Below are 25,588 nucleotides of genomic sequence, written 5' to 3'. Positions count from 1 at the left end.
TCTTTTGATATCAGGCAGTTAACCTATAGATTATTTGCACAGTTCAGGTTCAACAAACTGAGTTCGCGCAGTGCTACCGAGAACTTAGCGAACTCGTGTACATTCCCCACTTTGAACTCATTGAGAATATTTTCCCACCGTTGAAGGCTATGTGTATTGGTATCCATCCAGTTATCAAGTGACAGTATCACGTCTTCTGAATCTCCCCCACAACCACATCGCAATACTTGAGCAGTCAACAAACGCTGCTGCCAATCAAGATCTTCACGGAATGCCGCTCTTGCCAATGCTTGCCAGTTATTATCAACTGCTTGGCCGTTGATTTGATTCAAGAACCAATGCAGTGATAATCGATCACCTAAGTGGAAGTAAAGTTTCGACGCTCGTTCAACTTCAAAGCTCGCTTCAGCTGCAATTTCAGCGATATCTACTGCAGAAAGTAAGCTAGATAAACGCGACACATAGTTCGCAAGTTCGCTACCTACCCCTTGCTCAACCCATACTTGCGCTAATTCATGATGCTCTTCAACTTCTTCGGCCACCAAACATTTCTCAAGAGTTTGCTCAACCTTAATAACGTCTTCACGATAACGGGCAACCAACTCTTCTACCGACTGCTTACCCGGACGGTTACGCAGAATCCAGCGAGCCAATCTACGCAGCGTTCTGCGAACAATAAACAACAATTCATACTGTGCTTCAGAGCTCGCGACATTATCTAACTTTCTAATTTGCTCAAAAGTATAAGCAAAGCCGTAGATTTCTCGAGACGCCGCGTACGCATTCGCAATATCGACCACGGTTGCACCTGTTTCTTCTTGCAATCGAGTCACAAAGTTACAGCCCATCTCGTTAACCATCTGATTTGCAAGCATAGTTGAGATAATTTCTGCGCGCAGTGGATGATTTGGCATACTTTCTAAGTAGTTACGGCGTAACTCTGATGGAAAGTACTGAGTCAGTTGTTGTTGATGATATGGGTCATTCGCGATGTCATCTGTCACCAACTCCTCTTTCAGCACCATCTTACCGTAAGCCACCAGCACGGAAAGCTCAGGACGAGTCATACCAATCCCTTGTTTCTCACGCTCTAGCAGATCTTCATCCGATGGAATGTATTCTAGAGCACGATCCAAATGCCCCGCCTTCTCTAGCGTATGGATAAAGCGGATCTGCTCTTTTACCAGAGAGACACCTTGGAATTCTGTCACCGAAATCGATTCAGATTGGCAGTAAGCATCATCCAACACAATCTCGCCAACTTCATCTTCCATAGATTCCAAGATTTGGTTGCGCTGCTTGACCGTTAGATCGCCATTTGAAACAAGACCATTCAAGAAGATCTTAATGTTGACCTCATTATCCGAGCAATCAACACCGCCAACATTATCGACAAAGTCGGTATTTACACGACCACCCGCCAGTGCGTATTCAATACGACCCAGCTGTGTCATACCTAAGTTACCGCCTTCGCCAACAACTTTAGCTCTAAGCTCGCTACCATTGATACGCAGCACATCATTCGCGCGGTCGCCCACATCGGTGTGCGTTTCAGAACTCGCCTTCACATAAGTACCAATACCACCATTCCATAGCAGATCCACTTCCATGCCCAGAATCATCTTAATAAGATCATTAGGTGCAACAGACGCTTTCTTAGTACCAAGCATTTTTTGGATTTCTGGGGTCAATTTGATCGATTTAGCGCGGCGAGCAAAGACACCACCACCTTTAGAGATCAACTTAGGATCGTAGTCTTCCCAACTAGAGCGTGGAAGATCAAACAGTCGCTTGCGCTCATCCCAACTCTTCGCAGAAGACACCGGATTTGGATCAATAAAGATGTGCATGTGGTTAAAGGCGGCTTTTAGCTTGATATGTTTGGAAAGCAGCATCCCGTTACCAAATACATCCCCTGCCATGTCACCAACACCAATGGCCGTAAAGTCTTCGTTTTGGCAATCGATGCCCATTTCACGGAAATGGCGTTTCACCGACTCCCAACCACCTTTTGCGGTAATACCCATGGCTTTGTGGTCATAGCCATTTGAACCACCGGAAGCAAATGCATCCCCTAGCCAGAAGTTATACTCATCTGATACTGAGTTCGCTAAATCTGAGAAGGTTGCAGTACCTTTGTCGGCAGCAACAACTAAGTATGGGTCGTCCTCATCGTGTCTTACTACACTCTTAGGTGGAACCACTTCCCCTTCAATGATGTTGTCCGACACATCCAATAGTGCTCGAATGAACTGTTTATAGCAGCGCTGGCCTTCAGCAAAGATCTCGTCTCGGCTAGAGAGTTGTGGCTGACGCTTACAAACGAAGCCGCCTTTTGCACCAACTGGAACAATGACAGTGTTTTTAACTTGTTGCGCTTTCACCAAACCAAGAATCTCGGTTCTGAAGTCTTCTTGACGATCTGACCAGCGAAGACCACCACGAGCAACTTTGCCACCACGAAGATGCACACCTTCAATGTCTGGGGCATAAACGAAGATCTCAAACGCTGGCACTGGTGCTGGAATTTCAGGAATTTTCTTGGGCTCTAGTTTGAGCGATAACCATGGCTTATGCTCACCGGCTTTGTCTTTCTGGTAGTAGTTAGTGCGAAGTGTTGCAGAAATCATTTCGACATAACGACGGATAATACGGTCGTCATCCAAGCTATCGACTTTATCGAGCTGCTTATTGATTTTCTCAATCACACGCTGTTGACCTTTCTTACTGCCTTTTAGTGACGGCATGAAACGCTGGGTAAACAGTTCAACAAGATCTTTCGCCAGCTCTGGGTAGTGATTCAGAGTATCTTCAATGTAGTGCTGACTGAATGGGAAGCCAACTTGGCGCATGTAGCGAGCATAAGCACGGAGAATAGAAACTTCTCTACCAGTTAAACCCGAGCCTAGCACAAGTCGGTTAAAGCCATCGCTTTCAAGATCGCCAGACCAAATTGCGGCAAAGGCTTGCTGGAAGCGATCTCTTGCTTCACGAAGATCCACTTCTGCGTCGCTCTTATGAAGCATTGAGAAATCAAGGATCCAATATGTACCGCCGTCAGTTTTAACGATCTCGTATGGCGATTCACCGATCACTCGTAACCCAAGATTCTCCAGCATTGGCATGACATCAGATAGATGGATTGGCTCATCACGGTGGTAAAGTTTAAGGCGCACGGCCTTAGAATTGGCTGACTCTTCTTGAGGGCGGTAGAAAAGCATACCTAATTTGTTGTCTTCATCTAGCGCTTCAAGACGTTCAATGTCTGCCACCGCCGATGTTGGCATCATGTCTTCTTTATATGAACGCGGGAATGCTTTTGAATACACCTTAGAGAGGGGCAACCCTTTACTTTCACCAAAGTTAGCAACGATAGCGTCAGACAAACGGTCATCCCAAGAAGCGGATACCTCCATTAGGTTTCGTTCAATCGCCTTCACATCTACATCCATGTTGTTGTTATCTACCCTAACGATATAGTGGGTTCTTGCCAGTGGACTCTCTGAGAAGTAAGTCGTAAATTCAACCTCTTGCTCAATACCAAAATAGTTTTTCAGGATCCGTTGCGTGTCTTTTCTAAGCTGTGTGTTGTAACGATCTTTACTCACGTAAACCATGCAGCTGAAAAAGCGCCCAAACGGATCTTTACGCACAAACAATCGGATCAAATCACGATCCTGCATTTGCACTACGCCCATACCTATCTCAAGCAGTTCTTCTTCTTTCGCTTGAAGTAGCTCATCACGTGGGTAATTTTCAAGAATGTTTCTCAATGCTTTGTAAGAGTACGAACCATCTCGATAACCGCTTGCCGATAAGATACGTTCTACTTTTTCGCGGATAAGTGGAATAGTTGAAACGCTCTGGTTGTACACGGCAGAGGTATAAAGACCAGTAAATCGATGTTCGCCAATTACCTTGCCGTTAGCGTCGAATTTTTTGATGCCTACATAGTCGGTATAAGCAGGTCTGTGAATGCGGCTTGCTTTGTTACCTTTTGTCAGGATGAGTAGGAACGGCTTTTTCGCTTCTAAGCGCGCCGAATCAGAAAATTCAGAAATCTTCACCGAGCGAACGCGATCTGCTTTCGAGAACAAGCCAAGTCCTGGCTCATCGGTTGGTTTTAATACTGAATCCCCTTCTTCACTAATAAGATCAAATTCTTTGTATCCCATGAATGTGAAGTTGTGATCACCCAGCCACTCTAAGTATGCAATCGTCTCATCAAAACGATCCGCTTCTAATGGCAGCTTGCTTTTGTTTTTTACTAGGTCTTTCGTAATTTGCTTGAGCTTATCTGACATTGACTCCCATTCGTTGACCACCAAACTGGTGTCTTCAAAAATGGCAATCAGTTCATCTTTAAGCGCAGTCATTTCTGATTTTTCACTCAGCCTATCCACCTCGATATGGAAGACTGATTGAAGATGCCCTTTCCCTTCATTGACCGAAGTAATTTGGCCTTGATCATTTCTCTCAAACTGAGTTGGGCCATGCAGCATAATATGACATGTAAGATCGACACGATTGAGTGCCATTTTTACAGAGTCGACTAAGAATGGAGAATCTGGCACTGCAATTTCAACAATAGTATGAGTTGACTGCCAACCGTGACGACTCACCGTCGGGTTGAATACTCGAACAGAAATCTCATCGTATTTTTTCTCGTTGAGATGATGCCAAAGGCTCACAGCGGCACCATACAGGTCTGACTCGTTTCTCTGTAGCAAATCGTCAGGGGAAACGTTGCTAAAAATGTGTTTGGCAAGTTTAGTCACTAATGGCTGATTGACGCCTTCTACTTTAGATTCAATCAGTTGATAAACTTTCTCCAGTAGAACCGGAACAACGGGTTCGCGCGTGGTCATAATAACGCTCCACTTTTTTGTTTTTATGAGGGATGTAGGCTTGTCTTTATTGTAAAAGTTTTATTGAGAAAGGGTTAATAAAAAATATGGTATGTGACAGGAAAATGTTTGATTGTGTGACTGATGCACTTATTCATATCACTAGTAATGGCGGAAGTTACAGTGATTCTAACCGTAAAAACTTGTTGTTTTGGTCAGTTGTCAACCTGAAGCGTCCTTTTAGACCTAATTGTGTTAAAAACGGACGAAATCTTGTCGCTGGTAGCTGTAATCTCAATCCTTGATCGGTACAAACCAAAATACTGTATGCATGACCAGTGTAGTGTGTAACGTACTGTTGATAGCTAATATTTAGACTGAAATAGTAATGTTTCATGACGTGGAGATAGGTTTGTGATTAAAAAATGATCAATTTATCTAAAGTGAAGAAAATACCCATACCTGTATAAATACCCATACCTGTATAAATATACAGGTATGGGTTAAAGATTAAGATTCTAGCGCTTTCGTGACTTTTTCAAACAAGTCTTTAGCTAGGTTATCAAGACCTTTCAACTTCTCGAGCTCTAGCGTTATCAATGCTTGGCGTTCACTATCGTACTTCTTCAGTTTTAGAAGTGGGTCGATTAAGCGCGAGGCCACTTGAGGGTTAGATTCATTCAGTTGCGTTAGAATTTCACCAGCAAACTGATAGCCTTTACCCGATTTATCATGGAAACGGCGTGGGTTCATGTTTAGGAATGAGCCAATTAAGCTGCGAGTGCGGTTAGGATTACTTAAGCTAAATGCTTTATGTGACATACAAGCTTTGACATTTACCAGCGCATCTTTCGACGGATTCGCACCTTGCAAAGCAAACCACTTATCCATAACCAAACCATCGTGGCTCCATTTTTCACTGTAGTCAGACATGATTTCTTCACGGAATGTAAGTGATGCACTGTTTGCAGCGCTCATTGCAGCAATAGTGTCGGTCATGTTGTTCGCCGATTGGTACTGGTCTTTAGCAAGATGTGCGTACTCTGGTACATTCACCAAATATTGAAGACACAGATTACGCAACGAACGCTTACCAATAGCAGCGTGCTCAATAGTGTAATCAGCTTGCGCGAGTGTATGGTAAAGCGCAGACATTTCATCTTGCAGTTCCGATGCTAAAGCAAGTTTGATCCCTTTAAGTACATCACACACTGCATCAACATCTACTGTCTCATACCAACCTGCCACTTCATTGAAGCTCGGTAGCGATAATGCTTCAGCAATAAAGGCTGGCTCAAGTTCACTATTTAGCACTACACCTCTAAAAGCATCTACCACCAATTCTGGAAGTTCAACGTTAGCGCCTTTTTGCACCGCTTCTACATTTGACTTAATGTATTTCGCCAGCAACATTTGACCGGCATCCCACTTAGCAAAGTCATTGCGAGCGTGAATCATCAAGAAAGCCAACTGTTCATCGCTGTACTCAAAGTTCAAGCGCACTGGTGCAGAGAATTCTCGAAGCATTGAAGGAACTGGTTTGCTTGAGATATTTTCGAACACAAAACTTTGCTCAGATTCGGTAATGTTTAGCACATTGCCGCAAAGCTCTCCGTTACGCTGTAACTCGAAAACTTTTCCTTGTTCATCATACAGTTCTACGTCAAATGGAATGTGCAGTGCCTGCTTTTCTGCCTGATCTTGTGTTGCCGGTGTCGTCTGCTTCACGCTTAATGTATAGGTGTATGCAGCTTCATCATATTGTTCAGTAACAGACACCGTTGGTGTACCCGACTGGCTATACCATAAACGGAACTGATTAAGATCGATACCTGATGCATCTTCCATCGCTGCAACAAAGTTTTCACAGGTTGCTGCTGTACCATCATGGCGTTCAAAGTAAAGTTTCATGCCCGCTTGGAACTTATCTTCACCCAACAAGGTATGCATCATTCGAATAACTTCACTGCCCTTTTCGTAAACCGTTAAAGTGTAGAAGTTATTCATTTCAATCACTTTGTCTGGACGAATTGGGTGTGACATTGGACTCGCGTCTTCGGCAAACTGAGGGCCACGAATGATACGTACGTTGTTGATACGATTTACCGAACGTGAACCTAAGTCAGACGAAAACTCTTGATCACGGAATACAGTCAAACCTTCTTTCAGGCTTAGTTGGAACCAGTCACGGCAAGTCACTCGGTTACCAGTCCAGTTGTGAAAATATTCATGACCAATTACTGCTTCGATACCAAGGTAATCGGTATCCGTCGCTGTTTGGTCATTAGCCAAAACAAACTTAGAGTTGAAGACGTTTAGGCCTTTGTTTTCCATCGCACCCATGTTGAAGAAATCGACAGCAACGATCATGTAAATATCAAGATCGTATTCCAGACCAAAACGCTCTTCATCCCATTTCATGGAGTTGATAAGCGAAACCATCGCATGGTTGGCGCGATCTAAGTTGCCTTTATCGACAAAAATCTCTAGTGCTACATCGCGACCAGAGCGCGTGGTGTATTTGTCACGCAATACATCAAAGTCACCCGCAACCAGAGCAAAAAGATAAGATGGCTTCGGATGCGGATCTTCCCATGCCACAAAATGCTTACCATTTTCTAACTGACCTTCCTCGATCTTATTACCGTTGCTTAGCAGGTATGGGAAGCTTTCTTTATCTGCAATCACTTTCGTCGTGTATTTCGCCAGAACATCTGGTCTGTCGAGGAAATAAGTAATACGACGGAAACCTTCTGCTTCACATTGAGTGCAGTACGCGCCGTCTGAAATATACAAACCTTCTAGCGCGGTATTTGTTGAAGGTGAAATGATATTCTCAATCGCGAGTTCAAACTCTTCCGGCAGGTTATGAATCGCTAAGCCGGTATCTGTCTGCGCATAGTCTTGCCAAACTTGTCCGTTGACACTGATTTGTACTAACTCAATACCTTCGCCGTCAAGCGTTAACGTTGTTTCATTTGCCATCTGTTTAACTTGAGAGATAGCTGTAACACGAGTTTGAGTTTCGTGAAGATCGAAAGTAAGGTTTACATCTGTGATAGTGTGCGAAGGTGATTGATAGTCACTTCGGTATTTGGCTTTAGGTGCTGACTCCGTCATCCTTTAGTCCTTGTCTTTATTATTTGTTAGCAGAATATTGAAATATTGCTGAATCGCGTCGATTATACTCCGACAGACAAAGGTTTGCAGACAATGTTTACAAAGCAAGACACAAAAAAAGCGCCAACGTGAGTTGACGCTCAAATGTTTTATAAACTTTTGTTAACGAATACGATTTAACACCGCAAACATATCACCATCTTCAACTTCTAAAGTGAGTTCATCTTGATCTAGTGTATATGTAGCATCGTGTTCACCATCTTGATAAAGAAGTACGATATGATCATCTTCGGTGTAGTAAACACCGCTATGAATGGCTTCGCTACCTTCGCTTGAACTTACACGAAATGTAAACACAAAATCCGGCTGTAGAATTAGATCCATGCGAGCGATATCTTGAGCGTGTTTGTCATCACCCGAGACACTCACCGATGACCAAATTCCAGCAAGCGAGTTAGAGAGCGCTTTGGTAAAGACAACCCCATTAAGGTTGAGCATATTGTGATTACCACTGTAACTGTAGACTTGTGGCTCATCGGAGTTTAAGCCAAGAATGATGGTATCTTCGTTAGCGGTAAACAAACCTTCCCAATGTTCAATACTGTAATCTTGTTTTTGAATATCAATGCTAAACGAATAGTTAGATTGAAGTGTTAGTTTGATGGCCAGAAAGGCATCCGGTGATTCACCTGGACTGGGATTGACTAAATACCAATCTCCAAGCAAAAACGGCTGATCAAATTGTGTTAAGTCATTATTATCTTTGCGTGTTTCCGACAATACTCCAAACGAAAAAACACACAGAATTAGCGTAATCCATCTCATATGTATCCCCCTCACCAGTACTTAAAGCTTAGGAGGCTTAATACGAGATTGCTAAATATTTTGATCTAAATCACGGTTTTTAATTTTAAGTATCAGAATTGAGGCAGCTTTCATGCGGGTGAAAAAAAACGAGCGTTGCCGCTCGTTTCTATTGGTAACCAGCATAAAGCTTACGCTTTACTGTTAACAAGATCGACAGTGATTGCTACCGCCTCATCCAAGTAAGCATCTGGCACTTCGTAGTCTTTTGGAATGTCATCAAGCGTTGCATAAGGTTTTTCACCTGCTGCTTTCTGGCGTTGATTAACGCGTTCCAAACGACGAACGTCTGATTCATCACTTTCTTGTTTACGTGCTGCTTCACTTAAAGACAATGTCTTATCGTCTTTTTCTGCTTTGTACTTGGCAATGTCTTCAGCAATAAAGCCGTATTCCATATCCGTAGCAATGCGTTTTTCGTGAGCAGCCTTTAATGATGCGATTACTTCATCGTTACGTTGTAACTGTGTGTATTTCGCTTTATCAATGCTGTCCCAAGGTAGAGCGTTATCTTCAACACTCTCTCCTGTTTCCGCAGGATCAACCGCCGTCGGGAAAGCTACATCTGGCACTACACCACGGTTTTGAGTACTACCACCGTCGATGCGATAGAACTTCTGGATGGTGTATTGAACATAACCAAGCTCTTTATCGAACAAGTCATAGATATGATTTAGCGAACGATGCTGCTGAACCGTACCTTTACCGAATGAGTTCTCACCCAAAACAATAGCTCGACCGTAATCTTGCAACGCTGCGGCGAAAATCTCAGAGGCTGATGCACTGTAGCGATTGACCAGAACCGTCATTGGACCTTGATAGCTGATTTTGCCATCAGTATCGCTGTTCACATTGACACGACCATAGCTATCGCGAACTTGAACAACTGGACCACTTTCAATGAAAAGACCCGACAGTGCTGTTGCTTCTGTTAACGCGCCGCCTCCGTTGTTTCGAAGATCAACGATGATGCCATCAACGCCTTTTTCTTTGAGCTCAGTAATCAGTTTGTCAGTATCTTTAGAAAGCCCTACGTAAAAGCTAGGGACTTCAATCACACCTATCTTCTTGCCATCTTTCTCAATGATTTCTGACTTAACCGCTCGGTCTTCAAGACGGATCTTGTCACGAACAATCTCTACAACTGACGCCTTAGCATCTTTACCTTCAGGAAGAATTTGCAGTTTAACTTTGGTGCCTTTAGGCCCCTTGATTAGTTGTACAACATCATCCAAACGCCAACCGATAACATCAACAATGTCTTCACCATCTTGTCCGACACCAATGATGCGGTCACCTTCGCCAAGCTGTTTGCTTTTCGATGCAGGACCACCAGCAACCAGAGAGCGGATAACCGTATAGTCGTCCGTCAATTGCAGCACCGCACCAATTCCTTCAAGAGAAAGATTCATCTCTGATTGAAATTGCTCTGCAGAACGTGGTGACAGGTAGCTAGTATGAGGATCCACCTCACGCGCGAAGGCATTCATGTAAATCTGAAACGCATCTTCGTTGTGTGATTGAGTAAGGCGTTTAATCGCATTGTTGTAACGCTTGCCCAATGTCTCTTTGATTTCGTCCCAATCTTTACCAGCAAGTTTGAGGTTCAAAGCATCATATTTGACGCGCTTGCGCCACAACTCATCAAGCTCTGCCTCGTCTTTAGGCCATTCAGCCTCTGAACGATCAAGAGTGATTGCCTCATCAACGTCAAACTTCATCTCTTTGCCTAACAAAGAAAGTGCGTAGACAAAACGGTCATAGCGTTTCTGCATTGAGAGATTGTAAACATCAAACGCAATCTGGTTATTACCAGCCTTCAATTGATCATCGAGCTTTGATGACCAAGCGTCGAACTTATCAATGTCAGATTGGGTAAAAATGTTGCGATTGTAGTCGAGCATTTCCAAATAACGAGCAAATATCGCCTTTGAAAATTCATCATCTAAAGTGAAATGCTTGTAGTGAGAACGAGTGAATCGAGATGTCACACGTTTACTGGCGGTCTCATGCTGAGCTTCTGGAGCTAAAGTAGGAATTTTTGATTTTTCGTACTTTGCTTCAATGGCTTGAGCCGAAGAAGCTGCTAGCCAAAGGCTAGCAGCGATTAAAGATACTTTTGAACGGCACTTCATGCGTAGGAATATCTCCTTTATGCGCGCAGGTGCTCCGCTTTAACAACCATTTGTAGGCCATTTATTAGCTGAACGCGCACATCTTCCTTATTGATTTCAACAATGGTCGCAGCCATGTTCCCTTTGCCCATGTTTACGTTTACTTGCTTACCGATGATCATCTCATCTGCATTCAAAGCGCGCGTTTCAACTGGCTTACTTACTTTCGCTGTTTTCTTTGTAGTCTGTGGCTTACGTGCACCTTGAGGCTTTTTAGCTTTAGGTTTCGCTTTACCTTCTTCACGAGCTTTTTGAGCTTGTTCTTTACGACGAGCAGCAACTTTTGCCTTGCTTTCTGCTAGCGTCGCTTTTGCGTGCTCTACGTGCTCTTCTTCTAATACACCACAATCGTTACCATCAAGATCAACACGCACTGCTCCAGGTTTAACACCGTGTAGGTAACGCCAAGAAGAAGTGTATTGTCTTAACGCTGAACGTAGCTGAGTCTTGCTTACTTTCTCATCATCTTTTAGACGCTCAGCAAGATCTTGAAAGATACCAATTTTAAGTGGTTTCGCTTCACCTTCTACAGTAAAGCATTTAGGGAAACATTCAGCAATATACGCGATAATTTCTTTGCTGTTCTTCAACTTCTCAGTGTTTTCCATGTGGGTTCCTGGTTAATGCGGTTATCCGCGAAGCATTAAGAAAAATATTCTTGGTATTATAGTGACCTGCAATAGAAAAACCACAGGCAAATGTGATTTTAGCCCACGTTTGTATGGGAATTAAGCACCTTTTGTACGGAATCCATGAACTTGGTTAATCCCTCTTCATCAATTTCGTTGAATCGACCAATACTTGGGCTATCAATGTCCAACACCCCGGCAATCTCTCCATTTATAGAAAACGGAATTACGATCTCAGAATTACTCGCAGCGTCACAAGCGATATGACCTTCAAATGCATGAACATCGTATACACGTTGTACCGTATTGGTTGCAGCGGCAGTACCACAAACACCTCGGCCTACTGGAATTCGGACACAAGCCGGTTTCCCTTGGAATGGACCAAGGACGAGTTCGCCTTGTTTCATCAAATAAAAGCCAGCCCAGTTAAGGTCTTCTAACTCCATGAATAGAAGTGCACTAATATTAGAAAGGTTAGCGATGAAGTCGGTTTCCGATTCGATGAGCGCAACCGCCTGTTTTGTAAGACGCTCATAGTTGTCTAAATTCATGATATTTCCATTAATAGCTTTTAAATTCCAACGATAAACGTACAATGCCAACAAAATAGAAATAGGAACCATTCTCAAAAGCATGCCGAATACCAAAGACACTATTAGCCGTTCCTGGTTGATAACTCAAGTAAAAAATCACAAGCCACGTTTAATTGTTGCTAATCTCATCGCGATTATCGCTACGCTGATTAGCGTCCCTATTCCGCTATTGATGCCCTTAATGGTTGATGAAGTTCTTCTAGACCAACCTGCTAGTGGCCTTGCTATGATGAACACCTTCATGCTTGATAGCTGGCAAACTCCTATCGGCTATATAGCAATGACTCTGGTGCTAGTGGTTATGATGCGAACAGTCAGCCAAGGTTTAAACATTCTGCAGGGACGTCAATTCACCTTAGTGTCTAAGACCATTACCTATCAAATCCGCTGCAAAATGATCGATAAGCTCGGACGAATTAGCATCGCTCAGTACGAAACCCGCAGCAGCGGTGGTATTAACGCCCACCTTATTACCGATATCGAAACAATCGACCAATTCATCGGCTCCACACTGAGTAAGTTCATAATTAGTTTTCTCACTGTGATCGGCACTGCTATTGTGTTGCTGTGGTTAGACTGGCGTCTAGGCTTGTTTATTTTGTTGGTTAACCCTGTAGTGGTTTACTTTTCAAAGAAACTTGGCGGTATGGTTAAGCATCTTAAAAAGCGAGAAAACCAAGCATTTGAGAAATTTCAAAATCGTTTAGTCGAAACACTAGATGGCATCTATCAGTTACGCGCAGCCAACCGAGAGCGTGACTTTTTAAATCAATTAAAAGAGCATGCCAATGAAGTAAGATCCAATGCCGACAAATATGCCTGGCAGTCGGAAGCTGCAGGTCGACTCTCTTTCTTGCTGTTCCTGATTGGTTTTGAACTTTTTAGAGCCGTAGCCATGGTGATGGTTCTATTTAGTGATTTGACCATCGGACAGATTTTTGCCGTCTTCGGTTACTTGTGGTTTATGTTGGGGCCTGTTCAAGAGCTGCTGAGCATTCAGTTTTCTTGGTACAGCGCCAAAGCAGCTCTTAACCGCATCAATACGCTGCTCGACCTCGATGAAGAGCCACAAATCGTCAGTAAAATTAATCCATTCGTCGACAACACCCAAGTCGATGTCGCGATTGAAAACGTGGTGTTCTCCTATAACTCAGACAAGGATGTCCTCAAACGGTTGAGCTTGGACATACCCGCAGGAAAGAAAGTAGCCTTAGTTGGAGCCAGTGGTGGCGGCAAGTCAACACTCATCCAGTTACTTATTGGCGTGTATAAGCAAAACCAAGGCATTATCAAGTTCAATGGAGTTGACACAAATGACATAGGTTTTGACATTATTCGAGATAAAATTGCTGTTGTTTTACAGCAACCTATACTCTTTAATGACAGCTTAAGGCATAATTTGACTCTTGGAAAAGAGTACGATGACTTCTCCATATGGAATGCGCTGAAAGTAGCGCAGCTTCAAGATGTCACGGATCAGCTTGTTGATGGGCTAGAAACTCAAATTGGCAAAAATGGCATTCGGCTGTCAGGCGGTCAAAGACAGCGCTTGGCAATCGCTCGCATGATTCTAAGCGATCCGCAGTTTGTGATTTTGGATGAAGCGACATCGGCGCTCGACACAGCAACAGAGGCTGCTCTACATACTGCGCTTAGTGAGTTTTTGAAAGATCGCACAACGCTTATTGTTGCGCACAGACTCTCTGCGGTGAAACAAGCAGACCTCATCTATGTACTCGAAGATGGTCAGGTAACACAATCAGGAACCCATATTGAATTGGTCGAAAAAGAAGGTCTGTACCAAACCTTGTACGGTACTGTGCAGTCAGCAAGCTAACGTTACCCGTACATCACTAGAAGGACAGAACTAGTGGTGATGAAAAGCTGTGCCCACTCATCACCAGCTTCGCAAGTTAGACTCTGTGAGAACTGTGAACTACCTGTCGACACTATTCCTCTGGAACCTGGACAAACTGCTGATTGTCCTCGCTGCGGTACCACTGTGTATCGCAGCGAACACGCATCACTAAATGGCAACCTAGCGCTGGCTATTACCTGTCTGTTGCTGTTTATTCCCTCATACTACTTCGACTTTATTACTATTCGCTTGGTTGGAGTAAATATAGAGGGCACTTTAATGGAAGGCTTTCACGCTCTCGTTAAAGAAGGCTATCTGGGTCTAGCGCTACTCACCATGTTTTGTCACACCATTGCACCACTTGCGATGTGTTTTTCTATCCTAAGCGCTCACTTTTCACTGAGAAGACACTGGTTTATGCCGCTGAAGTGGTCGCTATTCATTCTTGACCACAGTCGCCATTGGGTGATGTTGGATGTATTCCTCATTAGTGTGGCGATATCCTGTTTCAAGCTGCAAGACTATTCCGATATCTTCGTTGGCAATGCCCTCTATAGTTTAGTTATCTTGCAGGTCATTACTATTCTGATTATCAATCGTGTCAGCACTCGCCGCTATTGGGAGTTATGGCATCCGGAAAGTCGCTTGGCGATTACCGAAAAACGTATTCATTGTCATAGCTGCCACCTATCGCAGCAAGAAAACACAGCATGTATACGATGCGGTAGTGCGCTCCACCACCGTAAGCCCAATTCAATGCAGAAAACATGGGCACTACTTATCGCAGCAACCATTGCCATACTCCCTGCAAACTTGATCCCCATCTCGATTCTCATCACCAATGGTCAACTATTGGAAGATACGATCTTCTCTGGTGTGGCATCATTAATTAATAATGACATGCTGGGCATCGCCATCATTATTTTCGTTGCTAGTATCGTGGTTCCCGTCGCTAAAATTGTGGGACTGGCATACCTCCTTATTTGTATTCAATTCAATATGGTCAAAAATCATCGTCATGCGCTGATGATTTACCGAGCCATCAAGTGGATTGGTAAATGGTCGATGACTGACTTGTTCGTCATCGCCATCATGTTAACGCTAGTGGATCGCGGACAAATCCTAAACTTCACTCCAGGTTTTGGCGCGGTTGCATTCGGAATTGTGGTGGTCTTAACTATGTTGGCCGCCGAATCTATTGACCCACGATTGTTATGGGATAAGCATGCGTCCAAAATTCAATCTGAGTCAGACAACACTGTTGAGTAGTAGCATTAATGAGTAATGATAATCAGCCACAGCCCTCTTTTGCGCCAGAGATAAAGAAAACGCGAAGAATATCGCCGCTTTGGATCTTACCTATTTTGACCATTGCCTTAGCAGGCTGGCTTTTGGTAAAAGCAGTGCACGATGCCGGGCAGCGTGTTCAAATCTATTTCTCCGATGCACAAGGCTTGATCGCCGGACGAACCACCATTCGATACCAAGGTCTTGAAGTCGGTATGACCCGAGACATCAATCTATCTGAAGACCTCTCGAACATCTATGTTGATGCAGACATCTACCCAGAAGCAGCAAAACTGCTTGGCGAGAACACTAAGTTTTGGCTGGTAAAACCTTCTGCGTCTTTGTCAGGCATATCTGGTCTCGATGCTCTGGTCTCAGGTAACTACATTGCCATTCACCCGGCAACAGAATCAAGCAGCTCAAAATCCAAATTCATTGCTCTTGAGTCAGTGCCAACAGAGCTTGCGATCAACGATGGCCTTACCGTTACTCTGCGAGCCAAAGATCTAGGAGGCATCTCCGTTGGCTCAAAGATTGTCTACAAAAAAATACCTATTGGCGAAGTCTACAACTTCAAGCTTGATGATGATGCTGAAACGGTCATTATCAAAGCGTCTATTCAAGAAGAGTTCCGTCACATCATTACCAACAAGAGCCGCTTCTGGAACGTGAGCGGCATTGGAGCAAGTGTTGGCTTTCAGGGTGTCGACATTCGCTTAGAAAGCTTAGCCGCAATTTTGGCAGGTGCGATCGCGGTGGACTCTCCTGATGGAGGTGAGCCAGTTAAAGATGGTTCCGATTTTAGACTCTACAAAGACCTCAAAACGGCTGGCCGAGGCATTCCAGTAAAGATCACGCTACCAGACAACAGCAACCTCAAAGGTAATGGCTCTCCAATCATGTACCGCGGGCTTGAAATTGGCCGCATTAATAATTTGTCACTCAATGATGGACGTGATTCGATTGTCGCTTCTGCATCAATCGAACCGGCGTTTAGCGATATGCTCAACCAAGGCACCCTCTTCTTACTCGAAGAAGCGAAAGTGTCCCTTACTGGTGTAGAAAACCTGTCTAACTTACTGACCGGCAATTTCCTAACGTTAGTCCCAGGTGAAGGTCCACAAACTCGTGACTTTATTGCCATTCAGCAAGAAGAACTCGACCAAGTACAAGCAAAATCTATCTCGCTTCGCCTGCTTGCTGATAACTCTTACGGTTTAGAACCAGGAGTTAATGTTCTCTATCGTGGTATCCCTGTTGGCAACTTATCCAGTGTTGAGTTGGTAGATGATCAAGTGGCCATGGATATTGCGATTGATGTGGAATACAAGCATCTCATTCGTTCTCAAAACCGCTTTTTCGTATCGGGTAGCGCAACCGCGGAGCTAACCGAAGCAGGACTTAGCGTAACAGTCCCACCAGCGAAACAGCTTCTGACTGGCTCCATTAGCTTTGTCAGCGAAGGACAAAAAACCGAACGTGCAGAGTTCCCACTATTTCAGACCAAAGCACTGGCAGAGCTCGCTAAGCACAATCAATCTGGCTCTATGACAATGAAGCTATTTGCAGCTGAATTGCCACCGATTAAAAAAGGTAGCCCACTGCTGTATCGCAATATGGAAGTCGGTAGTGTCGCTGATTATGAGCTGACCGATGGCGGCGTCTACATCAATGTGTCTATTGATAATAAATACAATCACCTTGTCACCAAACAAACGGTATTTTGGAATCGCTCTGGCGTTGAAGTAGAGGCTTCACTCTCTGGTATTAACGTTAAAGCGGCACCATTGAAAACTCTTATTGATGGTGGCATTGCCTTCGATAGCCTGCCGGGTATAGAAAATAAGACAGGTAAAAACTGGAAGCTCTATTCTGATTTTAACTCTGCGCGTAAATTCGGACAGTCCATCACCCTATTTACCACTGCTAATGATCAGGCCATCAACAAAGGCATGGCGATTAAGTATCAAGGGGTAAAAGTGGGCGAAGTTATGCTTACTCTTCCTGACTTCGATCGCGATCGTGTTGAGATTGTTGCGCGTATCCTACCGGAGTACGTGAAGCAGCTAACCAATACTGGTGCCTACTATTGGATGGTTAAACCTGAAATTGGCCTCAATGGGGTAAAAAATCTTGGCGCCATTGTGTCGCAATACATTGCTGTTGAGCCGGGTAAAGGTGAACCAAGTAAGCAGTTTGATCTGCACGACTTTGCAAAAGTCGATAATGGCATTCAGTTCGTCTTACAAAGTGAGAACAGAGGCTCTATCAAGCCAGGAACCCCTATCCTCTATCGTGATATTGAAGTTGGCCGTGTAACCATGGTTGAACTGGGCCCATTTGCTGATCGTGTGGTATCTACTATCGAGATTGACCCTAACTACGCGTACCTGGTTCGTGCCAATAGTGTATTTTGGAATGCTTCTGGCCTAAACGTTCAATTTGGCTTGTCTGGTGCAAATATTAAAGCAGGAACTGTGGACAGTTTGCTTCGTGGGGGAATCACTTTCTCAACACCAGAGGGTAACCAACTACAACCACAAGCAAAAGCCGGACAAACCTTCTACCTAAATAAAGAAGGTGATGCCAGCTGGAAACAATGGCGCACAGCCATTCCTGCGCCTTAGTTCAGAGCACGATTTTACGCCTAACGTAGCCCGCATAGCGGGCTATTTTTTTACGTCCTATTTGCTAGAGCGTTTCTCATATCGCTGGTTTCATTCATACCCTGCTATGGTTATAATCCAGCGCAACTAAATACAGTATCAAAAGGCTTCATTTTGCATTCTAACGTCTATCTCCCAGAAGATTTTCTAAATCACGTCGACAGCTTCCTTCCAAAGCATTTATCGATCAGTGATTTCATTGACGCTTGTCGTAGACCACTTAGGAAAAGTATTCGCGTAAACACGCTCAAGACGACCATTGAAGCCTTTCAAAAAATCGCCGAGCAAAAAGGATGGCGCCTACACCCTATCCCTTGGTGCCAAGAAGGTTTTTGGATTGACGCCGACGAGTCTGTTGTACCACTAGGCAATACGGCTGAGCACATGGCTGGGCTGTTTTACATCCAAGAAGCCAGTTCAATGCTACCGCCTAGCGCCCTTTATTCCGACGCTACAGAGACATTCGAGTCTGTATTAGATATGGCAGCGGCACCTGGCTCTAAAACCACGCAGTTAGCAGCGCTGATGAATAACCAAGGCGTTTTAGTGGCCAATGAATTCGCAGCTAGCCGCGTTAAAGTACTGCATGCCAATATTGAACGTTGTGGCGTGCGCAACGCCGCGCTGAGTAACTACGATGCTCGTGTATTTGGTGGTTGGCTTCCAGAGCAGTTCGACGCTATTTTGCTCGATGCGCCTTGTTCGGGTGAAGGCACGGTTCGAAAAGATCCGGACGCGATGAAAAACTGGAGCTTAGATTCTACCGCAGAGATTGCCGCTACACAGAAAGACCTGATTGAGAGTGCTTTCCATGCGCTAAAAGTCGGCGGTACACTGGTGTATTCAACCTGTGCACTTAGCCCAGAAGAAAATCAAAACGTGGCCACACATCTTCTTGATACATTCGGAGACGCAGTTCAAGCCGAGAGCTTGATCAATCTATTTGAAGGCGCTGACAAGGCGACAACTCCGGAAGGCTTCCTACACGTTTTCCCTCAGACCTATGATAGCGAAGGCTTTTTCATTGCTAAGTTTACAAAACACGCTTCTGTCACTTCGCCAGATGTAAAGAAAAAGCTCGGGAAATTCCCTTTTAGTCAACTTACTAACAAGGAATTTAGTGACATTGTCACGCACTTAGATCAAGCATTTTCACTTTCTGTTCCAGAAAGCAGCGTGCTTTGGAAACGCGATAATGACATTTGGTTATTCCCAAAAGCATTAGAGCCAATGCTGGGCGAGTTTCGCTTTTCCCGTATGGGCATCAAAATCGCAGAGCAGCACAAGAAAGGCTACAAATGGCAACATCAAGTGGCCACAGCCCTAGCGACTGCCGACGCTGAAGCTGTGCCTCTGAGTATTGAAGATGCGAGAGAGTGGTTTATGGGGCGTGATGTGCGCCCAGAAGGACTAAGCGGTAAAGGCGAAGTGTTAGTTAGCTACAATGGTTTTATCATTGGTCTTGGTAAATGGGTGGGAAATCGAGTCAAAAATGGATTGCCTAGGGAATTAGTGCGCGACAAAAATCTGTTCTAAGCCAATTGGATAGCGGTTTTAGCTGGTTAAAACCGCTATCAGCATCGCTTTTTTACTGTTCTGTACTACACTTTAAAGGTTATCAAGACACAGGCAGAAAGAGTTTAATGTTTGACAGACTTGCCACAATGCAAGTTTGCAAAGGGCTTACAGGCTCATTGTTACAAGCAGTAGCGTTTGAAACATCGTCCATCTTTACAGTTAGCGTAGGCTCTCCATGAGCCATTCCCCTAGGCCCAAATCAGGATCAGTTTTGGGCCTCTTTTTGGTCTGTTGACCTTGCAACAGCTACTAGCGCATAACTTTATTCAGCGTTAAGATAAATTCCGTCTTTTTCAATACGAATCTTACCTTGCTTGTACAGACCGCCAATGCTCTTCTTGAAGGTACCTTTACTGGTTTTGAACGCAGCAAAGATCGCTTCTGGTGTTGACTTGTCGCTCAATGGCAAGAAGCCACCTTTCTTCTCAAGCAAGCTCAGAATTTTCTCACTCAAGTCATCCATTTTCGCCACACCAATTTTTTGAAGTGACAGATCGATTTTGCCATCTTCACGGATTTGCTTGATAAAGCCTTTAAGCTTCTTACCCACAAACAGTTTTCCGATGACATCAGATGGGAAAATCATTCCCCAATGCTCACCATTAACGATGGCCTTAAAGCCTAGTTCACTACGCTCTGCAATCAGAAGGTCAACCTGTTCGTTTTGCTTATAGCGTGCTGGCGTCTTATCCAATAATTTGTTGAACTTAGTGGTGCCAACAATGCGTCCCGATGCTTTGTCTGTATAAACGTAAACCAAGATAGTTTGTCCTTCTGACAAACGACCGCGCTGTTCACTAAACGGGATCAACAAATCTTTTTCTTTAATGCCCCAGCTTGCAAATGCACCGACACTGTTAATACCTTCAACTTTCATCAGACCCCATTCGCCCACTTGTGCAATAGGCGTATCCGTTGTTGCAACAACTTGGTTATCTGCATCAAAGTAGATAAACACATCGACCGTGTTACCGACAGCGATGTCCTCTGGAGCATGCTTTTTAGAAAGTAGAATAGAGCCGTAGTCCTCTCCATCCAAGAACCAGCCGAAGTCTGCTTCTTTAATTACTTCCAATTGGTTAATACGACCTATGTTAATCATGTTTATTATCTCTAATGGGGTTGTTGGCGCGATTATACCTAACTCCCTTTAAGATGCTAGTTTACCTTGGTTCTGATATGCTTAGCTCAATCTCAGCACATGGAGAGAGTTGGTTGATCACCGTAGACAAACAAGATGCTATTACGCTAAAAATTGCACATGTAATGGCCAACACGAAAAAGCTAGACTTGGATGTATTCTTATTCATTCCCAATGAGTTAGGAATGAAGTCTCATCTCATCTCTGAGTCTGATTTTTATCATGAATCTATTTCACAAAAACGCGCCTACTACAGTAACGAGACACTACTGCCACTCGTCCACTCAAGGCTGGCTAAACGCGGCCGCTTATCAAACACCCAGTATCGTGTGAGTTTGAGCTTGTTTGCTTACCAGTACGTCATCGCGTTGGATAAAGCGGTAGCAACACTGAAAGAAACCGCACAAGACGAAGTGACCGCGGATGAAGTCGACGAAGTTATTGAACTGGTGCTCGATATTCTAAAGAAGATGCGCCGCTCTGTTCCTTATGAAGAGCACCTAAAGCGCCACTACGCCAATATCGACAATTATCTCTCTTGGTATACAGGACAAAAGCTGCTTGAGTTGGTGGTGTATATTCCGAATAGCAAATCTTACACGCCTTTAAAAGATCGTTTGATTACCATTGTTGAGAAGGAACAAGCACATCGTAACTTAAACAACTACAACTCCGACAAAGTGAAGAACGACCCCACTCGCCTTGCCAATAAGATGCGTTTGTTACGTCGCCTGATCGAGCACCCTATCGTTCTGCAATCGAAATCCACCAGCATGGGAAATAACACTAAACGAATCATCAAAGGCTCCGCAACCGGGCTAGTGATGTTATTTGTTACCTCTGCGGTGATTTTGGCTCGGGACTATCTAGGGGAAATCACCGCCTCGTTTATTTTGGTGCTGTCGGTCATCTATGCCTTGAGAGAAGTGTTTAAGGACGATTTACGCGACATCATGTGGCGCTGGATACAACGCGGCAAACCAAAGTGGCGTCGCCGCTTTATTGACGCTACAACAAAAAAAGAGGTGGGCAAAAAGATTGAATGGCTAGATTACAGCACTTTCGAACAACTGCCAGACCGAATTAAGAGTATTCGCAAGAAACGTTCAGTACAAAGAGAAGAAGAGGTGCTGCACTATCGTTCACATACCGAAATGGCAACATCGCGTTTTACAAGCGGCTATGAGCAAACGCGAGAGATCTTAAACATTAACGTTCGAGCTCTGACCCGATTAATGGATAAATCCAATAACCGGATCTACAAATTACAAGAAGGTCAGGTCGTCAAAGAATCGTTAGAGAAACGCCACCTACTCAATCTAATTGTGAGAGAGAGCAACCAAGGCGAAGAAGCCGTTTACTATCGCTGGAAGATTGTTCTCAATCGTTCAAAAATCGTCGATATTGAACAGATACCCGTTTAACGCGGTTTCCTTGCGAAACATCGCTTTAAGAAGCCTTCGCCTTTAGAGACAACACTAAAGAGAATTCGGCCATAGGTTCGTCACCATGCAAACTTGGACAGGTGGCCACAATTCGAACCGGTTTATTGATTCGCTCGCCTGAGCGAATCGTTTCATCGAGCATCTCATCGATAAGCTTGCCGTCTTTACAGGTGAAAATCACATCGGCTTCAGGACGTCTAAGAAACTTGCCCTCCACTTCCTTAAACGCCAATGACACACGCTTACCACGCTGCTGAGCTTTACTCATCGCCATAAAACCGCCTGCAACGTCCGCCCCGACAGCTAGCACACCAAAATACATACTGTTTAAATGATTCTTAGTGCGACGTTTTAAGGGGATCAGCAACTCTACTTCGTCCTCATCGAGCTTCAGTAACTTAGGGCGACAAAGCCAAATTAGGGGCACCTTGAAGAAACCGAATGTATTGAGATAAAAGTTGGCTTTTTGCATCGCGCTAAACATGTTGAGATCCTTCCGAACAACTAGTCAGACCAGTAAGCCAAAATAATCATCAGTTGTCAAAAAAATGTTAACAAAACAAAAGCCAAGCGAGATAACTCTGTAATAAAAAACGGCTGACCCCATAGAACAAGGAGTCAGCCGCTGAAATATCCTGATAATTAGCCTGTTAAGGTGGCTCTACTCACTAACTGGAAAAACCGTTACCTTAGTTTCATCTTGCAGAAGTTCTGCTAACTGAGGCAAGTCTGACAAATTGTCGACTAAGAGACTCGCTGGTTTGTTAACTTGATGGCACGCGGCTATTGCTTGCTTGACTAAAGCCAACACCGCTTCGTTTTGCGGGTCGTACAGGTGAGCTAACTCATCATGCTGCAAATCAACACCGAGCGTCAGCTGAGTTAAGCTTTCTAGCTTAAGCACTAAGCCGTCAAAGTAATGCAGCAAGCGCTCAGATAGCAGAACCGCTGATGGCGTGTCACACGCAAACAATACTTTCAAGCCATTTAGACCGCGTGGTAGTCCACGTTCTGCCAAGCGATCGATGATCTTAGCTGCATCACTTAATGCACGTACGCAGGGTACAACTATAGACACGTCATGCCCCTGGCTTCGTAATGTTTTGATGACTTCGCACTCAAGGGCAAAACAGGCTTGATATGACTCAGAAGAAAAACGAGAAACACCACGTAAACCAAGCTGTGGGTTGATTTCGTCCGCTTCCACTTTACCGCCTAGTAACGCACTCATTTCGTAACTGGTCGCGTCATTGAGTTCAACGCAAATAGTAGAATGTTCAGTCGTAATTGAAGAAGTGATCGCATCAACAAGAGTGGAAACAAAGAAGTCTTCAGCGGTCTGCTCACCAAGCAGCGCTTGAATGGCTTCTGTTTCTACAGGGTCAAGTTCCGATTCAGCTGCGGAAAAACCCGGGTGAAAAAACACCTTCTCCATAATCAGCTCTGAAATGGATACATATAGAGAAGACGCTGGGGCTTGCTCCACAAAACTGGGCAACACATTGCCGACGTTGAGTCCCGATGGCGTGTTTCTTTGAGGCTGTTCTTTTTGGTAACTCATTGTTGCTCCATGCTCTAATTATTACTGCTTTTGGCAAAATACCGACTCACCACATAGAATACAAGGGATTCTGGCAATTTAATGACTAACCGACATTCGTTCAGTAACTTAACAGGAAAATCGCTCTGTTTTTAGGCAAACATAGCGTTAAAATTTAAGTGATCATGGAAATGATTGAGCTATAGCTATATTAGTGGTTTATTCTACTGGACAATTCCGTTATCTTAACCGCTTCATAATAATTTGCAGGCTGCACCATCATGCCATTAAAGACCGATGAACTAAGAACACAGGCATTAGGTCCAATGCCAACTCCATCAGAATTGAGCGCTAACCACCCAATTACTGATGACGTAGCAGAGCGCATTGCGCATTCTCGCCGTCAAATTGAAAATATTCTTACTGGAGACGATAACCGTCTTCTTTGCATTGTCGGCCCTTGTTCGGTACACGATACCGAAGCGGCTTTAGACTATGCTAAGCGCCTCAGCGCTATCCAAGATCAATACAAAGACGAACTGTTTATCGTAATGCGCACTTACTTTGAGAAGCCGCGCACCGTAGTCGGTTGGAAAGGTTTGATTACCGACCCTAACCTAGACGGTTCTTACGCACTTGAAGCGGGCCTTAACAAAGCACGTGGTTTACTTCTTGATATCAACAAACTCGGCCTTGCGACAGCAACTGAGTTTCTCGATATGATTACCGGCCAATACATTGCTGATCTTATCACGTGGGGCGCGATTGGTGCTCGTACTACAGAGTCACAAATCCACCGTGAAATGGCTTCTGCCCTTTCTTGCCCAGTTGGCTTCAAGAATGGCACAAATGGTAGTGTTAAAATTGCTATCGATGCGATTCGTGCATCGAAAGCTTCACACTACTTTTACTCGCCAGATAAACATGGTCGCATGACGGTATATCGCACCAGCGGCAACCCGTTTGGTCACATAATTCTACGTGGTGGTGATACAGGTCCAAACTTTGACGAAGCGTCTATCGATGCGGCGTGCGAACAACTGGCATCATTTGACTTGCCAGCACGACTTGTTGTCGACTTTAGCCACGCTAACTGTCAAAAACAGCACCGCAAACAGATCAATGTTGCTCAAGAAGTGGCGCGCCAAATTATTGCAGGCTCTCAAAAAGTGTCGGGCATTATGGCAGAGAGCTTTATCGAGGAAGGTAATCAAGGTATGGAAGATATCCATAACCTCACTTACGGCAAGTCCATCACCGACCCATGCTTGAGCTGGAGCGACACGGTTCATATGCTCGATATTCTTGCTGACGCCGTTAAACAACGCAACGAAAAGGAAAGTTAACATGCCATCTTTTGATATCGTTTCTGAAATCGATACCGTAGAGCTGCGCAACGCCGTAGACAATGCGAACCGTGAGATCTCTACTCGATTTGATTTTCGCAATGTTGAAGCAACATTCGCTTTAAATGATGAGACCGTCAAACTCTCTTGTGAGGGTGACTTTCAACTTAAGCAAATGCGTGACATTTTACGTGGCAACCTAACGAAACGTGGTGTTGATGTAAACGCAATGGAATCCCAAACTGCAGAACAATCTGGCAAGCTATGGAACCAGACCGTGTTGTTCAAACAAGGCATCGAGACTCCAATTGCGAAGAAAATCGTCAAGCTTGTTAAGGATTCAAAAATCAAAGTACAAGTGTCAATCCAGGGTGACAAAGTTCGAGTAACGGGAAAAAAACGCGACGACTTACAAGCTACTATGCAACTGGTTAAGAACGGCGAGCTTGGCCAACCGTTTCAGTTCAATAACTTCAGAGACTAAGTGAACTCTTTCCGCT

The 25,588-nt window shown here is 44.3% G+C and carries 17 protein-coding genes; 7 read left to right on the top strand and 10 right to left on the bottom strand.

The window, feature by feature from the left end; all coding sequences use genetic code 11:
* Window positions 1–23: 23 nt before the first annotated feature.
* From PG915_RS08625 to PG915_RS08595, 7 genes are all read right to left on the bottom strand, one after another.
* Window positions 24–4,868 carry an NAD-glutamate dehydrogenase gene (locus tag PG915_RS08625; protein WP_353496157.1) on the bottom strand — a complete coding sequence of 1,615 codons (4,845 nt, stop codon included), beginning with the start codon at window positions 4,866–4,868 and terminating at the stop codon, window positions 24–26.
* A 157-nt stretch (window positions 4,869–5,025) separates the two neighbouring features.
* Complete coding sequence (locus tag PG915_RS08620; protein ID WP_353496156.1) at window positions 5,026–5,244, bottom strand: DUF2835 domain-containing protein; 219 nt, start codon at window positions 5,242–5,244, stop codon at window positions 5,026–5,028.
* Between the two features lie 113 nt (window positions 5,245–5,357).
* Window positions 5,358–7,967, bottom strand: coding sequence for an aminopeptidase N (pepN, locus tag PG915_RS08615; protein ID WP_353496155.1), 2,610 nt, complete (start codon window positions 7,965–7,967; stop codon window positions 5,358–5,360).
* Between the two features lie 162 nt (window positions 7,968–8,129).
* Complete coding sequence (locus PG915_RS08610) at window positions 8,130–8,792, bottom strand: hypothetical protein (protein ID WP_353496154.1); 663 nt, start codon at window positions 8,790–8,792, stop codon at window positions 8,130–8,132.
* A gap of 170 nt (window positions 8,793–8,962) precedes the next feature.
* Entirely contained in the window at window positions 8,963–10,966 is a 2,004-nt protein-coding gene (gene prc, locus PG915_RS08605; RefSeq protein WP_353496153.1) for a carboxy terminal-processing peptidase, read from the bottom strand.
* A gap of 17 nt (window positions 10,967–10,983) precedes the next feature.
* A complete protein-coding gene (proQ, locus tag PG915_RS08600; RefSeq protein ID WP_353496152.1) occupies window positions 10,984–11,613 on the bottom strand; it encodes an RNA chaperone ProQ in 630 nt (209 codons plus the stop codon).
* A gap of 98 nt (window positions 11,614–11,711) precedes the next feature.
* Window positions 11,712–12,185 carry a GAF domain-containing protein gene (locus PG915_RS08595; protein ID WP_042498765.1) on the bottom strand — a complete coding sequence of 158 codons (474 nt, stop codon included), beginning with the start codon at window positions 12,183–12,185 and terminating at the stop codon, window positions 11,712–11,714.
* A gap of 82 nt (window positions 12,186–12,267) precedes the next feature.
* Between PG915_RS08595 and PG915_RS08590 the strand changes: the two genes are divergently transcribed.
* The 4 genes from PG915_RS08590 (at window position 12,268) to rsmF (ending at window position 19,574) form a co-directional block, all read left to right on the top strand.
* Window positions 12,268–14,064, top strand: a complete 1,797-nt coding sequence (locus PG915_RS08590) for an ABC transporter ATP-binding protein (protein ID WP_353496151.1) — start codon at window positions 12,268–12,270, stop codon at window positions 14,062–14,064.
* Between the two features lie 39 nt (window positions 14,065–14,103).
* Window positions 14,104–15,354 (top strand): paraquat-inducible protein A, encoded by a 1,251-nt coding sequence (locus PG915_RS08585; protein ID WP_353498692.1) that lies wholly within the window; start codon window positions 14,104–14,106, stop codon window positions 15,352–15,354.
* Between the two features lie 8 nt (window positions 15,355–15,362).
* Window positions 15,363–17,999, top strand: a complete 2,637-nt coding sequence (locus PG915_RS08580) for an MlaD family protein (protein WP_353496150.1) — start codon at window positions 15,363–15,365, stop codon at window positions 17,997–17,999.
* Window positions 18,000–18,152: 153 nt separating this feature from the next.
* Complete coding sequence (rsmF, locus tag PG915_RS08575) at window positions 18,153–19,574, top strand: 16S rRNA (cytosine(1407)-C(5))-methyltransferase RsmF (RefSeq protein ID WP_353496149.1); 1,422 nt, start codon at window positions 18,153–18,155, stop codon at window positions 19,572–19,574.
* A 304-nt stretch (window positions 19,575–19,878) separates the two neighbouring features.
* On the opposite strand, the gene PG915_RS08570 is transcribed toward rsmF, so the two are convergent.
* Window positions 19,879–20,718 carry a CvfB family protein gene (locus PG915_RS08570; RefSeq protein WP_353496148.1) on the bottom strand — a complete coding sequence of 280 codons (840 nt, stop codon included), beginning with the start codon at window positions 20,716–20,718 and terminating at the stop codon, window positions 19,879–19,881.
* 113 nt (window positions 20,719–20,831) lie between these two features.
* Here PG915_RS08570 and PG915_RS08565 point away from each other — a divergent pair, with 113 nt between their 5' ends.
* Window positions 20,832–22,181 carry a hypothetical protein gene (locus PG915_RS08565; RefSeq protein ID WP_353498691.1) on the top strand — a complete coding sequence of 450 codons (1,350 nt, stop codon included), beginning with the start codon at window positions 20,832–20,834 and terminating at the stop codon, window positions 22,179–22,181.
* 25 nt (window positions 22,182–22,206) lie between these two features.
* Here PG915_RS08565 and PG915_RS08560 read toward each other — a convergent pair whose 3' ends face one another.
* Window positions 22,207–22,686 (bottom strand): PaaI family thioesterase, encoded by a 480-nt coding sequence (locus PG915_RS08560; RefSeq protein WP_353496147.1) that lies wholly within the window; start codon window positions 22,684–22,686, stop codon window positions 22,207–22,209.
* A 177-nt stretch (window positions 22,687–22,863) separates the two neighbouring features.
* Complete coding sequence (locus PG915_RS08555; RefSeq protein WP_353496146.1) at window positions 22,864–23,763, bottom strand: putative PEP-binding protein; 900 nt, start codon at window positions 23,761–23,763, stop codon at window positions 22,864–22,866.
* Between the two features lie 260 nt (window positions 23,764–24,023).
* Here PG915_RS08555 and PG915_RS08550 point away from each other — a divergent pair, with 260 nt between their 5' ends.
* Together PG915_RS08550 and PG915_RS08545 are read left to right on the top strand one after the other, a co-directional pair.
* Window positions 24,024–25,088: a 3-deoxy-7-phosphoheptulonate synthase gene (locus PG915_RS08550; protein ID WP_353496145.1), complete on the top strand. Its 1,065-nt coding sequence runs from the start codon at window positions 24,024–24,026 to the stop codon at window positions 25,086–25,088.
* A 1-nt stretch (window position 25,089) separates the two neighbouring features.
* Window positions 25,090–25,572: a YajQ family cyclic di-GMP-binding protein gene (locus PG915_RS08545; protein WP_353496144.1), complete on the top strand. Its 483-nt coding sequence runs from the start codon at window positions 25,090–25,092 to the stop codon at window positions 25,570–25,572.
* The last annotated feature ends 16 nt before the right edge of the window (window positions 25,573–25,588 follow it).

Origin of the sequence: Vibrio sp. CB1-14 (assembly GCF_040412085.2) — a bacterium.
In the GTDB taxonomy this organism is placed as follows: Bacteria; Pseudomonadota; Gammaproteobacteria; order Enterobacterales; family Vibrionaceae; genus Vibrio; species Vibrio chaetopteri.
Note: the sequence above shows the minus strand (reverse complement) of the source record. Positions and strands in the feature narration are given on the sequence as shown.

Bases quoted from the DNA above. Each gene is read 5' to 3' on its own strand.
- PG915_RS08625 (WP_353496157.1), bottom strand. From the start codon at position 4,868: ATGACCACGCGCGAACCCGTTGTTCCGGTTCTACTGGAGAAAGTTTAT.
- PG915_RS08620 (WP_353496156.1), bottom strand. From the start codon at position 5,244: ATGAAACATTACTATTTCAGTCTAAATATTAGCTATCAACAGTACGTT.
- pepN (WP_353496155.1), bottom strand. From the start codon at position 7,967: ATGACGGAGTCAGCACCTAAAGCCAAATACCGAAGTGACTATCAATCA.
- PG915_RS08610 (WP_353496154.1), bottom strand. From the start codon at position 8,792: ATGAGATGGATTACGCTAATTCTGTGTGTTTTTTCGTTTGGAGTATTG.
- prc (WP_353496153.1), bottom strand. From the start codon at position 10,966: ATGAAGTGCCGTTCAAAAGTATCTTTAATCGCTGCTAGCCTTTGGCTA.
- proQ (WP_353496152.1), bottom strand. From the start codon at position 11,613: ATGGAAAACACTGAGAAGTTGAAGAACAGCAAAGAAATTATCGCGTAT.
- PG915_RS08595 (WP_042498765.1), bottom strand. From the start codon at position 12,185: ATGAATTTAGACAACTATGAGCGTCTTACAAAACAGGCGGTTGCGCTC.
- PG915_RS08590 (WP_353496151.1), top strand. From the start codon at position 12,268: ATGCCGAATACCAAAGACACTATTAGCCGTTCCTGGTTGATAACTCAA.
- PG915_RS08585 (WP_353498692.1), top strand. From the start codon at position 14,104: ATGAAAAGCTGTGCCCACTCATCACCAGCTTCGCAAGTTAGACTCTGT.
- PG915_RS08580 (WP_353496150.1), top strand. From the start codon at position 15,363: ATGAGTAATGATAATCAGCCACAGCCCTCTTTTGCGCCAGAGATAAAG.
- PG915_RS08570 (WP_353496148.1), bottom strand. From the start codon at position 20,718: ATGATTAACATAGGTCGTATTAACCAATTGGAAGTAATTAAAGAAGCA.
- PG915_RS08560 (WP_353496147.1), bottom strand. From the start codon at position 22,686: ATGTTTAGCGCGATGCAAAAAGCCAACTTTTATCTCAATACATTCGGT.
- PG915_RS08555 (WP_353496146.1), bottom strand. From the start codon at position 23,763: ATGAGTTACCAAAAAGAACAGCCTCAAAGAAACACGCCATCGGGACTC.
- PG915_RS08550 (WP_353496145.1), top strand. From the start codon at position 24,024: ATGCCATTAAAGACCGATGAACTAAGAACACAGGCATTAGGTCCAATG.
- PG915_RS08545 (WP_353496144.1), top strand. From the start codon at position 25,090: ATGCCATCTTTTGATATCGTTTCTGAAATCGATACCGTAGAGCTGCGC.